Genomic DNA, 12559 nt, shown 5'->3' with positions numbered 1-12559 from the left:
ATAAAAAAAGCGGCTATACTGGCCGCTTTTTTAACGTTTTTACTTTAATTATCACTAACGAAAGCAATATCGCTGAGCCCGGCTTCGCTCGCACGAGACATTACTTGCGCTACAGTGTCATACCGTGAGTCTTTATCTGCTCTTAGCTGAACTGTGGGTTTACGTTCAGCTTGTCCAGCTTCTGCAAACCGGGTTTCAAGCTCTTGAAGACTGATCATCTGATCATTCCATGCCACCTGATTCTGGGCATTGATACTGATTGTAATCGCCTCAGGCGGCGGATCGATAATTTCTGCTGTGGTTTGTGGCAGATTTAATGGAATTGATGGGTTGGCAACGGTTGCTGTCACCAGAAAGATGATCATCAAAACCAGCATAATATCGATGAGCGGAATGAGATTCATCTCATTCATGCCAGCATCGTTATCTTCACCCAATTGAAAAGCCATTAAGCCTGACCTCCAGCATATTGCTGCTGTGCAGCATTATTTACTTCTGTTTTAGATACATTACTGTCCTGCTGTAACATAGTATCAATCAGCAAGCTATGTGCCTGATCTTGCAGGTCATGAGCAAGTCCACGATTGAAACGTACTGCAATGTTGTAAGCCAGTACTGCAGGAATCGCTACGGCCAAACCAAGTCCTGTCATGATCAAGGCCTCACCTACTGGTGTTGCAACCTGAGCAAGACCGGCCTGGCCACTCTTACCTACGGCCACTAGGGCATGAAAGATTCCCCATACTGTACCGAACAAGCCAACAAATGGTGCAATAGAAGCAATAGTCCCCAAGACTGCCACACCTTTTTCTGCAGAAGCTTTCTCTGCAGAAATCTGGCGCAGTAGAGCCTGTTCAGCGACTGCCTTACGTTGCTCAAAACCGAGTGGTGCCAGTTTGGTTTTAAGTTTAGCCAAAGCCTGCGAGAGTTGAGCATAAGCTTGCTGTTTAAGTTGGCGGGTACCCATCAGACGTAAAATAAAGATGGTCCATGTCGCAATCGACATTGCCAAGAGCACGAAATACAGTGTTTTGCTGACTGCATCCGCATGTTGCCAATAAACTGAAAAGTTCATACTCGAACTCCTGAAAATGTTAGCCGTTAGGATTCAATGTTAATTCAAATGGCTGCTCGGCCCGGATCGGATAAGCTACACCATTTTCTTTATACGGTTTGAACTTTGCACTACGCACTGCGCGTAAAATCTTTTCATCGAGTGCACTAATCCCACTTGATTTGGTAATACGGGTCCGCTCTTTAATAATAGAACCTTTTTCATCCGCCTCTATATGTACCACAATTACCCGGGTTTCACCCTGCAAGTCTTTATTACTATAAGACGGTTTTGGCGAACGGCTCCACTGTACTCCTGCTCCGCCAATTGAAACAGTTTTTGGAGACGGTGGCGAAGGCGGAGCCGGTGGTGCAGCAGCAGGTGCGGGTGGTGGTGCAGCTGCTGGTGCCGGTTTAGCTATTTTAGTTTCTGAAACTGTTGTGGTAGCTACAGGTGAAGGCACTGGTGGTGTTTCTACCGGTTTCGCAACAGGTTTAGGTGCTTCAGCTTTTTTCACCTGCTGAACCTTCTCAACCTTTTTCGGTGGCAGAGGTAAAGGTTTTTCAACTACTTTTACTTCTTTAACCTCTTTTGGCTTGGCAGGTTCAGCTTTTTTTGGCTCAACCTTTGGTTTAGGTGGTAAAGGTTCAGGTGGCTGCTGGATCTTGACAAACCGGACCTGTAAAGGTTCTTTTTCAATCGGTTTAAGATCAGCAGTTTTAAGATGGCTCACACCCCAAAGCACACCGATATGCCCGACCATTACCACGGCTAAAGCTGCGACAATTTTCTTTTTCATCGGGTTAGAGGGGGGCATACTGGACACGGAGGAATGACTCATAAGAATCTGTTACCTAATAGATTGCTTTACTTCAATACAACAGGAGAAGAAGATAAAGCTCATCGGTTAGCACAATGAAAGTATCGCAATAATAAATGAGAAGTGTTTTCATTTGCAACCGTTATTTAATTTATTTTAACCACCCTTCTAATTCAGTAATAAAAAAAGGCATATCCCTAGATATGCCTCTTTTTAGTCAGACTTTAATTAGTTTTACTGAAAAACAACAGTCTTGTTGCCATCTACAATAATACGGTCTTCAAGGTGCCATCTCACTGCTCGCGCCAGTACGTGGCGCTCTACATCCTGACCAAGCTCACGCAACTGCTCTACTGTAAAGTCATGGCTCACCCGTTCTACATCCTGCTCAATTATCGGACCCTGATCCAGATCAGCAGTAACATAATGTGCTGTAGCACCAATCAGTTTTACACCTTTGTCATAAGCTTGCTGATATGGATTGGCTCCTACAAATGCTGGCAGGAACGAGTGATGAATATTAATAATTTTCATCTCCCATTTGCTGACAAACTCTTCGTCCAGAATCTGCATATAACGTGCCAGTACCAACAGATCATTGCCCTGCATCAACTCATCAATCTTCGCATAAGCTTCACGCTTGTTTTCTTTATTGACGGGCACCACTTCAAATGGAATACCAAAGTTCTCTACTGCTGAACGCAGGGTCTCATGATTAGATACCACCTTGGTAATTTCACATGGCAGAGCTCCGCGGGCATGACGCCATAGCAGCTCAAGCAAGGCATGGTCGACTTTAGAGACTAAGATACCCACTTTTTTCACATCACTAACAAAAGCCAGACGCCAGTGCATGTCATAACGCTGGGCTACATTCACAGCAAAGGTCTGGATCAGTGTTTCCTTCCGGGTCTGCAAATGTTCAAGTTCAAACTCAACACGCATGAAATATCGACCGCCCTGCGCTTCAGTTGCATATTGATCAAGTGCGGTAATATTTGCTCCCTGATGATACAAAAAGCTCGATACAGCCTGCACAATGCCCGGCTTGTCTTCACAAGTAATCAGGAGTCGTGCTGTATTGGCAGTGGTCATGTTCATGTCGGTTGATATCGCTTATAAGTCAAATTAAAAACAAGCCGCATATTCTAGCGCGTTTTTACGGCGGGCAGAATACTTATGAAAAAAGCTGCATGCTATTTTGCTGAAGACAGGCTGGCAAACAGTTCTGAAGAGCCGAAGGTTTCAAGCAGACGCTCATAAGTCTCACGACTTTCTCCCATCAGGTATGGCCCTTCCAGAAAGACCATCTGGCGCAGCGCCTGCCATACCCATTTTTCTTCAAGATGGTTGCTGTCACTGATGTGGCCAGACATATACAGGAAATTGGTCCAGTTGGTCAACACAATCCACAGGTTAATAATGAGTGCCTCAATTTCTGAAGCAGTCATTTTCATTAGCCCCGCATCGACAAAAGCCTGATAAATTCTCTGGCCCTGCTGCATGACCTGGCCGGCAAAGCGTGGATACATCTTTCTAAAGTCATCATTGTTTTCGACCAGATGATAAACATCCCGATGCAAAAAGCGGTATTCCCATAACTGGCTGCTAAGGACCTGAAAATAACGAATCTTGTCATTGGCATTCAACTGACGGTCATCTGGCAGAGACAGCATGTCGAGTGTCTCTTTCTGGTATTGTTCCATCAGTTCCTTAATAATTTCCTGCTTGTTGCGAAAATGGTAATACAGATTACCTGGACTGATTCCTAATTCGGCTGCAATATGGTTGGTGGTTACAGAACGCTCTCCACGCTCATTAAAGAGTTGCAAACTGATCTGCAAAATCCGGTCTTTAGTTTTCACGGTCTTGGAGTGGGACATTCTTAATAACCATCTATTTCAAAAAGTTAGTGGACTAACACATAAAGTGACTTGACTATTTAGAGCATTTACTCTAAAAAATTAAATATTAGATTTTATTTAATGGTAGCGTGTCATGAATAGTCAAACAAAAACAACTCAAATGACTCCACATTCACCTGATATTCAGCATATGCAAGACTTGCTTGAACATCAGAGATTGGCGTATCAGCGTCATCAGGTACCTTTGGCCAAAGAACGTATTGACCGCCTGTCCCGTTTAAGACGCGTACTGGTAAAATATCAGGACCAGTTTGCAGACGCAATCAATCATGATTATTACAACCGTTCAATTGGTGAAACTAAAATTGGCGAGCTGCTGACCTGTCTTGAACATATTAAATATTATAGCAAGCATTTAAGCCAGTGGATGAAACCATCTAAACGTCATGTTGCCATGATTCATCAGCCTGCCAAGGCATGGGTACAATATCAGCCTATGGGCGTGATCGGCATTATTGCACCTTGGAACTATCCCCTACTTTTATCCATAGGCCCATTAATCTGTGCATTGGCAGCAGGCAACCATGCCATGATCAAGATTTCCAGCGCGTCTTCAAATTTTGGCCAGATTCTGGAAAGAGCTCTGGCAGAAGCCTTTCCGCAAGATCTGGTCGCAGTAGTCAATGGAGGTGGGCCTATTTCAGATGCTTTTAGCCATCTGCCTTTTGACAAGATTATTTTTACCGGCTCAACCGCAGTGGGTAAAACTGTAATGGCAGCAGCAGCTGAAAATCTGGTGCCAGTCATTTTAGAACTGGGCGGCAAGTCGCCAGTGGTAGTACACCCTTCCATGAATATGAAAGATCTGGCACAGCGGATCGCTGTGGGCAAACTCTGGAATGCCGGACAGACCTGTGTTGCACCAGACTACATGTTTCTACCCAAAGGTAAGACAGAGGAGTTTATAGCAGAATTCCGTACGATTGCCACGACTATGTATCCTCATTTACGTGATAATCAAGATTACACCTCCATCGTAAATGACAAGCAATACCGCCGGGTACAGAGTTATTTAGATGATGCGCGTGAACAGGGTGCGCAGATTGTGGAAATTAATCCAAAAAATGAACTGCTGGAAGATGTCTATAAAATTGCACCAACCCTAGTGACTGGGGTCACCAGTTTTATGCAAATCATGCAGAATGAAATTTTTGGGCCGGTACTACCCATCATGGAATATGATCAGATTGATGAAGTGATTGAGTTTATTAATCAACGTCCACGCCCACTTGCATTATACTATTTTGACTATGATTCAGCACGCGCTGATTATATTGCACAGCGTACGCATTCCGGACATTTTGGTATGAATACCGTATTAACTCACGTTGCTCAGGATGACCTGCCTTTTGGTGGGATCGGGGCCTCCGGTATGGGTAAATATCATGGACCGGAAGGCTTCTTCAGTTTGTCGCATGAACGTTCAATGATGTCAAATTCCAAGCTCTATAGCTTAAAATTTATTCTGCCACCATTTAACAAGCCGCTCTACAAATTGATTTCAAAAACACTGTTGCGTTAAATGATCAAGGCATGATCTATCACACCAGATCATGCTGTGTTTTAACCGAATTCGCTTGTCTTTTAATCGGATTTTTGGTATAAAACGCCCCTTGAATGAATTCATCCGTTTATTTTATGACTGGCCACACATTTGCTGCTGGCTAAATCAATGGAGTTCCACCATGTCTAAGGTTTGCCAAGTTACCGGCAAGCGTCCAGTCGTTGGTAACAACGTCTCACACGCCAACAACAAAACCAAGCGCCGGTTCGAGCCGAACCTGCACCACCACCGTTTCTGGTTAGAAAGCGAAAAGCGTTTTGTACGTCTTCGTCTAACCACTAAAGGTATGCGTATTATCGACAAATTGGGCATTGAAAAGGTTGTAGCTGATCTTCGTGCTCAAGGCCAAAAGATCTAAGGAGTCATTGCAATGCGTGACAAAATTCGCCTAGTTTCGTCTGCTGGTACTGGTTATTTCTATACCACGACTAAAAACAAACGTACAATGCCTGAAAAAATGGAAATCAAAAAGTTTGACCCAAAAATCCGTCAACACGTGATTTTTAAAGAAGCTAAAATCAAGTAATCTTGATGAAGCGCCAAGAAACGATCTCCCTAGAGGTCGTTTTTTTTTGCATTTTTTTTGCTTGACTTGCTACACTTTTTATATCAATAGATTTTGGCATCTTTCGTGCTTTATTTTTATTATTTTCTTTTCACCTCCATCTTTAAGGAGTAGGTAGTGCCTCATGACGTAGATCTCATTATTTTACTGGCAGTCGGTTTTGGTATTGCTCTGATCTTTGGCTATATTGCTGCCCGTCTACGCCTTCCTCCCCTGATTGGCTATCTTATTGCCGGCATCATTATTAGCCCCAACACCCCAGGTATGGTGGGTGATATTCAACTGGCCAACCAGTTAGCCGAACTTGGTGTAATGTTTCTAATGTTTGGCGTGGGCATGCATTTCTCGCTTAATGACCTGCTTCAGGTTAGACGAATTGCTGTGCCAGGCGCAATTTTACAGATTACAGTAGCAACACTGCTGGGAATCGGTATTAGCATGTTATGGGGCTGGAGTTTCGGCTCAGCTCTGGTCTTTGGTTTAAGTCTTTCCTGTGCCAGTACAGTCGTTTTACTTAAAGCACTGGGCGACCGTGGCCTGCTCGAATCAGTCAACGGCAAAATTGCTGTAGGCTGGCTACTGGTTGAAGACTTGGTTATGGTACTGGTATTGGTGCTGCTTCCTGCTACTGCAGTGCTTTTAGGCGGAACGCCACTATCTGATGGTAGTGGCGATGAAAATATCTGGCTTACTTTAGGTCTGACTTTACTTAAAGTGACCGGTTTTATTGCTTTTATGCTGATTATTGGAAAACGCCTGGTCCCAATGATTATGCAGTTTGTCGCACGTCTGGGTTCTCGTGAGCTTTTTACTTTAACTGTGGTTGCTGCGGCAGTTTCAATTGCTTATGGCTCATATGCGGTTTTCGGCGTATCGATGGCACTGGGAGCTTTCTTTGCCGGTATGGTAGTTAAGGAATCAGATTTTAGCCATCGTGCTGAAGAGGAAACCTTACCACTGCGTGAAATTTTTTCGGTACTGTTTTTCGTTTCAGTTGGCATGTTATTCGACCCTCGGATCCTAGTCGAAGAACCTGTTCATATTTTAGGTGTAGTCGCCATTATTATGATCGGCAAGACACTGGCAGCGATGGCACTGGTGCTGTTCTTCCGTTATCCGATTAATACAGCCCTGACTGTTGGCGCCTCACTGGCACAAATTGGTGAATTCTCTTTTATCCTGGCCACATTAGGCTTGTCTTTAGGCCTGCTTAGCCTGGAAGGCCAGAATCTGATTTTGGCAGGGGCCCTTATTTCGATTAGCCTGAACTCATTTATTTTCTCTGCCATTGAACCGGCACAGCGCTGGATTCGTGAACGATCTCATTTAGCCCGGCTACTGGAGCGTAGCGGTGACCCGCTTGCGATGCTACCGGATGAAGTATCTCAGGACTATCTGCGCGACCAGGTGGTAATTGTTGGGCATGGGGAAGTTGGCCGTCGCATCACTCGCACTTTAATGCAAGAGAATATCAAAGTTGTTATTGCTGAAGAAAACCGCGAAATAGTAGAGAAATTACGTGAGCGGGGTATTGCTGCGGTCAGTGGCGTGGCGACTGAGCCTGGTGTATTGATACAGGCCCATATTATGCATGCACGACTGTTAGTATTGTCGCCCATGGACATTGTAAATGTGCATCGTATTATCGATATTGCCAAACAGCTAAATCCACAGATTCAGGTACTGATCTGTGCGGAAAGTAAGGAAGAGGCTGAAGTTATCCGGGCAGAAAATATTGGCGAGGTATTCTTTGCCAAAGAAGAAATGGCTAAAAATATGAGTAATCATATCTTGAACCAGATCGAAATTGCGCACCATACAGCCCCGACACACTAGTTAAAATATTTAAAAAAGCGTACTTTGATGTACGCTTTTTTAGTATAAATTTTAAGTTTGCAGTGCTTACTAGCTCAGGTATTTTGGTTTTTCATCAATAACCTGAGCCTGCCACTGATTAACCTGTTTTTCAAGCAGACCAAATAATGCGGCCTGTATCATATGCTGTGCTACTACAGCAGTTTCATCACCAAGCAAGGCTTTAACTTCATCATTAAACTGGATTTTAACCAAGGGTTCTTTTTCTGAACCTGCATTGCGCAATGCCAATTCACCACCTTCGAGCTGTACCAGTTCCAATACTGCTTCCTGATTACCAAATAATTTTTTCAACTGTTGTATAGACATAACTCCTCCATGCTCCGACATGGTGGCAAAGCATTGATACTTTGCATCTCGAAATATTTATATAAGAGCAGGTCAATCAAATTTCAAGTCTATCCAATAGACCGTTTTAGAACTCAACCATTTCATTACGAAAACCATCAATCAGCTGGGTCAGTTCACGGTGCCATTCTCGCAGAATTTTAACATCTGGCAACCAGCTTTGTGGGCCTTGGGTGACTTTAATAATCAGATTGGATGAGGTCTCTTCTTCAGGTACAGGAGCATTAGGTTCAGGTGCATACTGGCATAAGCGATAAGCCCGCTTAAGCTCGGCAATAAAGCCATGTTTGGCCAGTTGCTGCATAACGACCACTTCAGGCGAAACCTGTCCTTTATCTGCCATCTGTTCCTCAATTGACTTTAAGGTAGGCTGTGAATCATTTAAACGGTAATAACGGGCCAGTTCCTGTAAAAATGCCAGTAATGAACCATGCAGATGAAACACAGCAGCCTCACGATAAGCCTGTGCCTGCTGTACATGCTCAATCTGCTCTGCCTGCTGGCAAGCCAGACGTGCAAAATAGAGTTTCTGGTTAGTACGGTCAGCATGAAAGCGGGCAACACGGGACATGAAAAGTCTTCCTAAATTTTGTTTTTACTTACAAGATTAAGATAAACAGAATTAGCCGGGATTCACAATAAGAATTATGGATGAGTGACATAACCTAGATAGATTTTTTCTTTTGAATGATATGACTACATTGCTCTATAGTAATATTTTATTGATCGCTATCCATCTCAGCCAGAGAGTATTCTTCCACAATATAGGGCATATCAGATTTACTCTAATTATTCCAAGTATAAAAAAGGAGCATTATCTGCTCCATCTTTATTTAAGCCTTAGGCTTGTCTTCCGCAGCTTTTACGCGAATACCATGACCATGCAGTCGCAAGGTATTGAGACCCTTGATTGCTTTTACAGCTTCACGCCCATGTGGCATCTCAACAAAGGCAAAGCCTTTAGACTTGCCAGTTTGTGCATCAAGTACTAGCTGGCAGGAGTCAACCGTACCATAGGCCTTAAACAGCTCTAGCAGTTCAGCTTCAGTGACGGTACGTTCCAGGTTGCGTACTAAAATTTTCATAAATTACCTTTTCCAGCGGCAGGTATGTAACATCAAAAAGTATATGCCTACTCTACTTTTCGAGTGCATTAGCACAATCTGACTAGTTTAATCGAGATCTATACCAAAACCTAAATTTATTGCAGCTGAATTATTCCAGCGTTTTTGCACAAAACTGCGCGATGACGGTTGATGGATCTGCACATCGACCAGTGATTCAGGCAAGTCATTTAAAAAATAACTTTCAATAATACGGCCCTGTTCATCATATTTATCTTGTGCCCAGCTACTGAATTCCTGCTTGGTCAGAATCAGCTCATCCTGCGCCCGGGTCAATGCCACATACAGAACACGGCGCTCTTCTTCTACCTGGTCAAAATCACCCTGTGCACGAGCATGTGGATACTGACTTGGTGAAACATGAGGAACGTAACAGACTTTTTGCTCTGCTCCCTTGGCAGAATGGATAGTAATCAGGGTAACCAGATCCTGATCAGTGCTACGCTCCACTTCTGACACCGAAATAGGCTCCAGTACATATTCTTCAAGAAAACCGGCCAGGCTGTTATGTTTACGGGCTAATTGCTTGACCAGATCAAAGTCTTTCAGACGTCTGGACCATTCTTTGTTTTTGTAATTATCTTCTAGCTGTTCAGAGAGTGCTTCTACAGCAAGACTGATACAAACCTCGACTTCATGTTGTAAAACATCTAGCTGCTTCATCATCAGTATTGCTTTAAGTGCCACCCGGCCATGCTGTTCCAGCCGCTCACAACGCATATCAATATCAGACAACTGAATCAGTTCATGAGCGAGCTTGCTGGCACCTACATCCCCTACACCATTCCATAGCGTCAGAAAACGCATCCAGGCAATATCATCCTGTGGATTAGCTACCACCCGCAGCATGCTCAGCATATCTTTTACATGCGCAGATTCAAGTAGTTTTACCCCACCCACAAATTTATAGGGGATATTGGCATTGATTAATGCACCTTCCAAATGCCGTGCAGTAAAAGAAGAACGTACCAGAATCATATGCTCATACCACTGGGCGCCTGTATATTGACGCTTGATCAAATCTTGAGCGATCCAGTTAGCCTCTTCAAATTCATTACTGAACAGGTGCAATTGTGGTTTTATTCCGCGGCCTCGAGCGGCAATCAGATGTTTATCGTAATGAAGTGGACTTTTATCAAGCAGCCAGTTAGATAAATCCAGAATCTCCTGAGTAGAGCGGTAATTAAAATCCAGATTTAATACCTCGGCATCAGGCACACGTTCTTTAAAATGATGGATATTCTCAAAATCAGCCCCCCGAAAGCCATAAATCGACTGCGCGTCATCACCTACACAGAATAGTTTGATTTTACCCACCAAGGGCTGTAGTAAAGCCCATTGCAGCGGATTAGTATCCTGCATTTCATCAACCAGCAGAACTGAACACAATCGGGTTACCCAGTTAACCAGTGCTTCTGAATGTTGTAAATGCACCGCTACAATTGCCAGAATATCATCATAGTCCAGAAAATTACGCTCACGCTTTCGCCGTTCATAAGCTTGCATGAGTTCAGCGATCTGTGCCTTATGTTCCAAAGCATCTGGCCATTGCTGTGCAATTGCTTCACTCAGTTTGTTCCGGGTATTACGGGCATATGAATAAATGTCACAAAGCTGTGCTGCCTTGGGCAATACACTCTCTTTATCTTTGCCACGTAACAGCCGGAACATCAGTATCTGGTCATCACGGTCAATAATACTGAACTGGCCCAGTCCAAATGCCTGAGAATTACGGCGCAGCAGGTACATACAAAAGGTATGGAATGTCGAGGCACGCAGACCCCGGGCTTTTGCTCCGAGGTGTTGCTCTACCCGAGTGACAATTTCACTCGCAGCACGACGGGTAAAGGTCAAGATCTGAATCTGGTCAGCGGGTATACCCTGATCAATCAAGTAAGCAGCCCGGGCTACAATTGTTTTGGTTTTGCCACACCCAGCACCCGCCAGGACCAGACAATTCTGGGCAGTGGTGGTGGCCGCCTGTTTCTGTTTCAGATTTAACTCATCACTCAGGGTACTTAAACTCATGCTATCTGTTCATCCGCACTTGAAGCACCAGTTTAGCAGAGCCAATATAGAAAGGCAGGCTCATCTACCCTGCTTTTCAGCCAGTTTTAAAATACGACCGATATTTTCGCAAGTACGCTCCAAATTAATGGCTCCATTTTGGCAAGCTGCGATAATATCGCTGCTCTGGTCCAGAATTCCGAAAATTGCAGTAAAGCCCTCTTTATACAGAGTGTCAGCTTGTGGGCCAATACTCCCCGCACAGGCGATTACAGGTTTACCATACTGTCGAGCCAGACGAGCGACTCCCACCGGAGTTTTACCAAAACAGGACTGTTCATCCAGTCTCCCTTCACCAGTAAAAATATAGTCAGCCCGGGCAATATATTTTTCCAGCTGGGTTTCCTGTATAACCAGTTCAACACCTGACTGAATCCGCGCACCCGTAAAAACTAACAGGCCAAATCCAAGCCCCCCTGCCGCACCTGCGCCAGGCACTTCGCGTTTTCTCAGGTTTAACTGCTGTTCTACAATATCTGCGAAATGGCTGAGGTTATGATCTAGTTGTAAAACCATATCAGGCGTAGCGCCCTTTTGCGGACCAAAAATATAAGAAGCTCCCTGCGCTCCAGTTAACGGGTTATTGACATCACTGGCAATAATAATTTCTGTAGTCTTCAAGCGTGGATCCAGTCGAGACCAGTCGATTGTTTTTACCCGATCAAGTTCCCTACCCCCTAAAGATACTTCATGGCCATTATTATCATAAAAATGTACACCTAGTGCCTGCGCCATACCTGCTCCGGCATCATTAGTAACACTCCCACCGAGCCCAATAATAATTCTGGATACACCTAAGTCCAGTGCCAGACGAATCATCTCACCAGTACCATAGGTTGTGGTTAAAAGCGGGTTACGTTCTGCCGGAGTAAGCAGATGAATACCATTGGCTTTAGCCATTTCAATCACAGCAGTCTGGCCAGCATCGATAAGACCAAAATAGCTTTCAACTTTTTGGGCAGGTAGAGGACCCGTGACCTGACATTTAACCTGCTGTCCTTGAGCAGCGGCAATCAGGGTATCTAATGTACCCTCTCCGCCATCTGCCATAGGAACTTTTATAAATACAGCTTCAGGAAATATTTTACTGAGTCCGTTTTGCATGGCATGACAGGCTTGTAGTGCAGTCATACTTTCTTTAAAAGAATCAGGAGCAAGTACAAAGGTAGGTGCCATAAGCTTTTCTTTTTATGGATAAATTTAAAATTTAAATGAAC

At 44.1% G+C, this 12559-nt stretch carries 14 protein-coding genes; 4 read left to right on the top strand and 10 right to left on the bottom strand.

Going from position 1 to position 12559, the window contains the following annotated elements:
- Nucleotides 1-44 precede the first annotated feature (44 nt).
- The 5 genes from AC0VYT_RS01895 to AC0VYT_RS01875 form a co-directional block, all read right to left on the bottom strand.
- Complete coding sequence (locus AC0VYT_RS01895; protein WP_005016638.1) at nucleotides 45-449, bottom strand: ExbD/TolR family protein; 405 nt, start codon at nucleotides 447-449, stop codon at nucleotides 45-47.
- Nucleotides 449-1075 carry a MotA/TolQ/ExbB proton channel family protein gene (locus AC0VYT_RS01890; RefSeq protein WP_005016640.1) on the bottom strand — a complete coding sequence of 209 codons (627 nt, stop codon included), beginning with the start codon at nucleotides 1073-1075 and terminating at the stop codon, nucleotides 449-451. The genes AC0VYT_RS01895 and AC0VYT_RS01890 overlap by 1 nt, the downstream gene beginning before the upstream one ends.
- A 19-nt stretch (nucleotides 1076-1094) precedes the next feature.
- The gene (locus AC0VYT_RS01885) at nucleotides 1095-1895 is read right to left on the bottom strand and encodes a TonB family protein (RefSeq protein WP_005016642.1); all 801 of its coding nucleotides are present in this window, start codon (nucleotides 1893-1895) and stop codon (nucleotides 1095-1097) included.
- Nucleotides 1896-2108: 213 nt separating this feature from the next.
- A complete protein-coding gene (gene purU, locus AC0VYT_RS01880) occupies nucleotides 2109-2975 on the bottom strand; it encodes a formyltetrahydrofolate deformylase (RefSeq protein ID WP_005404562.1) in 867 nt (288 codons plus the stop codon).
- A 95-nt stretch (nucleotides 2976-3070) separates the two neighbouring features.
- Nucleotides 3071-3757, bottom strand: a complete 687-nt coding sequence (locus AC0VYT_RS01875) for a TetR/AcrR family transcriptional regulator (protein WP_005016645.1) — start codon at nucleotides 3755-3757, stop codon at nucleotides 3071-3073.
- A gap of 115 nt (nucleotides 3758-3872) precedes the next feature.
- Here AC0VYT_RS01875 and AC0VYT_RS01870 point away from each other — a divergent pair, with 115 nt between their 5' ends.
- From AC0VYT_RS01870 to AC0VYT_RS01855, 4 genes are all read left to right on the top strand, one after another.
- Nucleotides 3873-5321: a coniferyl aldehyde dehydrogenase gene (locus AC0VYT_RS01870; protein WP_005016647.1), complete on the top strand. Its 1449-nt coding sequence runs from the start codon at nucleotides 3873-3875 to the stop codon at nucleotides 5319-5321.
- Between the two features lie 163 nt (nucleotides 5322-5484).
- Nucleotides 5485-5721 (top strand): 50S ribosomal protein L28, encoded by a 237-nt coding sequence (gene rpmB, locus AC0VYT_RS01865; protein ID WP_000048256.1) that lies wholly within the window; start codon nucleotides 5485-5487, stop codon nucleotides 5719-5721.
- A 12-nt stretch (nucleotides 5722-5733) separates the two neighbouring features.
- Entirely contained in the window at nucleotides 5734-5889 is a 156-nt protein-coding gene (rpmG, locus tag AC0VYT_RS01860) for a 50S ribosomal protein L33 (protein WP_001205031.1), read from the top strand.
- A 156-nt stretch (nucleotides 5890-6045) separates the two neighbouring features.
- Nucleotides 6046-7764: a cation:proton antiporter gene (locus tag AC0VYT_RS01855; RefSeq protein WP_005016649.1), complete on the top strand. Its 1719-nt coding sequence runs from the start codon at nucleotides 6046-6048 to the stop codon at nucleotides 7762-7764.
- Nucleotides 7765-7833: 69 nt separating this feature from the next.
- On the opposite strand, the gene AC0VYT_RS01850 is transcribed toward AC0VYT_RS01855, so the two are convergent.
- From AC0VYT_RS01850 to AC0VYT_RS01830, 5 genes are all read right to left on the bottom strand, one after another.
- Nucleotides 7834-8112 (bottom strand): hypothetical protein, encoded by a 279-nt coding sequence (locus tag AC0VYT_RS01850; protein ID WP_005016657.1) that lies wholly within the window; start codon nucleotides 8110-8112, stop codon nucleotides 7834-7836.
- A gap of 106 nt (nucleotides 8113-8218) precedes the next feature.
- Entirely contained in the window at nucleotides 8219-8722 is a 504-nt protein-coding gene (locus tag AC0VYT_RS01845; RefSeq protein ID WP_005023301.1) for a DUF6586 family protein, read from the bottom strand.
- A 262-nt stretch (nucleotides 8723-8984) separates the two neighbouring features.
- Nucleotides 8985-9236 carry an RNA recognition motif domain-containing protein gene (locus AC0VYT_RS01840; RefSeq protein ID WP_005016663.1) on the bottom strand — a complete coding sequence of 84 codons (252 nt, stop codon included), beginning with the start codon at nucleotides 9234-9236 and terminating at the stop codon, nucleotides 8985-8987.
- A gap of 87 nt (nucleotides 9237-9323) precedes the next feature.
- Entirely contained in the window at nucleotides 9324-11303 is a 1980-nt protein-coding gene (locus AC0VYT_RS01835) for an ATP-dependent helicase (protein ID WP_005016665.1), read from the bottom strand.
- A 60-nt stretch (nucleotides 11304-11363) separates the two neighbouring features.
- Nucleotides 11364-12518 carry a glycerate kinase family protein gene (locus AC0VYT_RS01830; protein ID WP_005016667.1) on the bottom strand — a complete coding sequence of 385 codons (1155 nt, stop codon included), beginning with the start codon at nucleotides 12516-12518 and terminating at the stop codon, nucleotides 11364-11366.
- Between the last annotated feature and the right edge of the window lie 41 nt (nucleotides 12519-12559).

The sequence above is a fragment of the Acinetobacter sp. QJM3NY_42 genome, assembly GCF_056173745.1.
Note: the sequence above shows the minus strand (reverse complement) of the source record. Positions and strands in the feature narration are given on the sequence as shown.

Excerpts from the sequence above, each read along its gene's own strand:
- AC0VYT_RS01895 (WP_005016638.1), bottom strand. The coding sequence starts at position 449 with ATGGCTTTTCAATTGGGTGAAGATAACGATGCTGGCATGAATGAGATG.
- AC0VYT_RS01890 (WP_005016640.1), bottom strand. The coding sequence starts at position 1,075 with ATGAACTTTTCAGTTTATTGGCAACATGCGGATGCAGTCAGCAAAACA.
- AC0VYT_RS01885 (WP_005016642.1), bottom strand. The coding sequence starts at position 1,895 with ATGAGTCATTCCTCCGTGTCCAGTATGCCCCCCTCTAACCCGATGAAA.
- purU (WP_005404562.1), bottom strand. The coding sequence starts at position 2,975 with ATGAACATGACCACTGCCAATACAGCACGACTCCTGATTACTTGTGAA.
- AC0VYT_RS01875 (WP_005016645.1), bottom strand. The coding sequence starts at position 3,757 with ATGTCCCACTCCAAGACCGTGAAAACTAAAGACCGGATTTTGCAGATC.
- AC0VYT_RS01870 (WP_005016647.1), top strand. The coding sequence starts at position 3,873 with ATGAATAGTCAAACAAAAACAACTCAAATGACTCCACATTCACCTGAT.
- rpmB (WP_000048256.1), top strand. The coding sequence starts at position 5,485 with ATGTCTAAGGTTTGCCAAGTTACCGGCAAGCGTCCAGTCGTTGGTAAC.
- rpmG (WP_001205031.1), top strand. The coding sequence starts at position 5,734 with ATGCGTGACAAAATTCGCCTAGTTTCGTCTGCTGGTACTGGTTATTTC.
- AC0VYT_RS01850 (WP_005016657.1), bottom strand. The coding sequence starts at position 8,112 with ATGTCTATACAACAGTTGAAAAAATTATTTGGTAATCAGGAAGCAGTA.
- AC0VYT_RS01845 (WP_005023301.1), bottom strand. The coding sequence starts at position 8,722 with ATGTCCCGTGTTGCCCGCTTTCATGCTGACCGTACTAACCAGAAACTC.
- AC0VYT_RS01840 (WP_005016663.1), bottom strand. The coding sequence starts at position 9,236 with ATGAAAATTTTAGTACGCAACCTGGAACGTACCGTCACTGAAGCTGAA.
- AC0VYT_RS01835 (WP_005016665.1), bottom strand. The coding sequence starts at position 11,303 with ATGAGTTTAAGTACCCTGAGTGATGAGTTAAATCTGAAACAGAAACAG.
- AC0VYT_RS01830 (WP_005016667.1), bottom strand. The coding sequence starts at position 12,518 with ATGGCACCTACCTTTGTACTTGCTCCTGATTCTTTTAAAGAAAGTATG.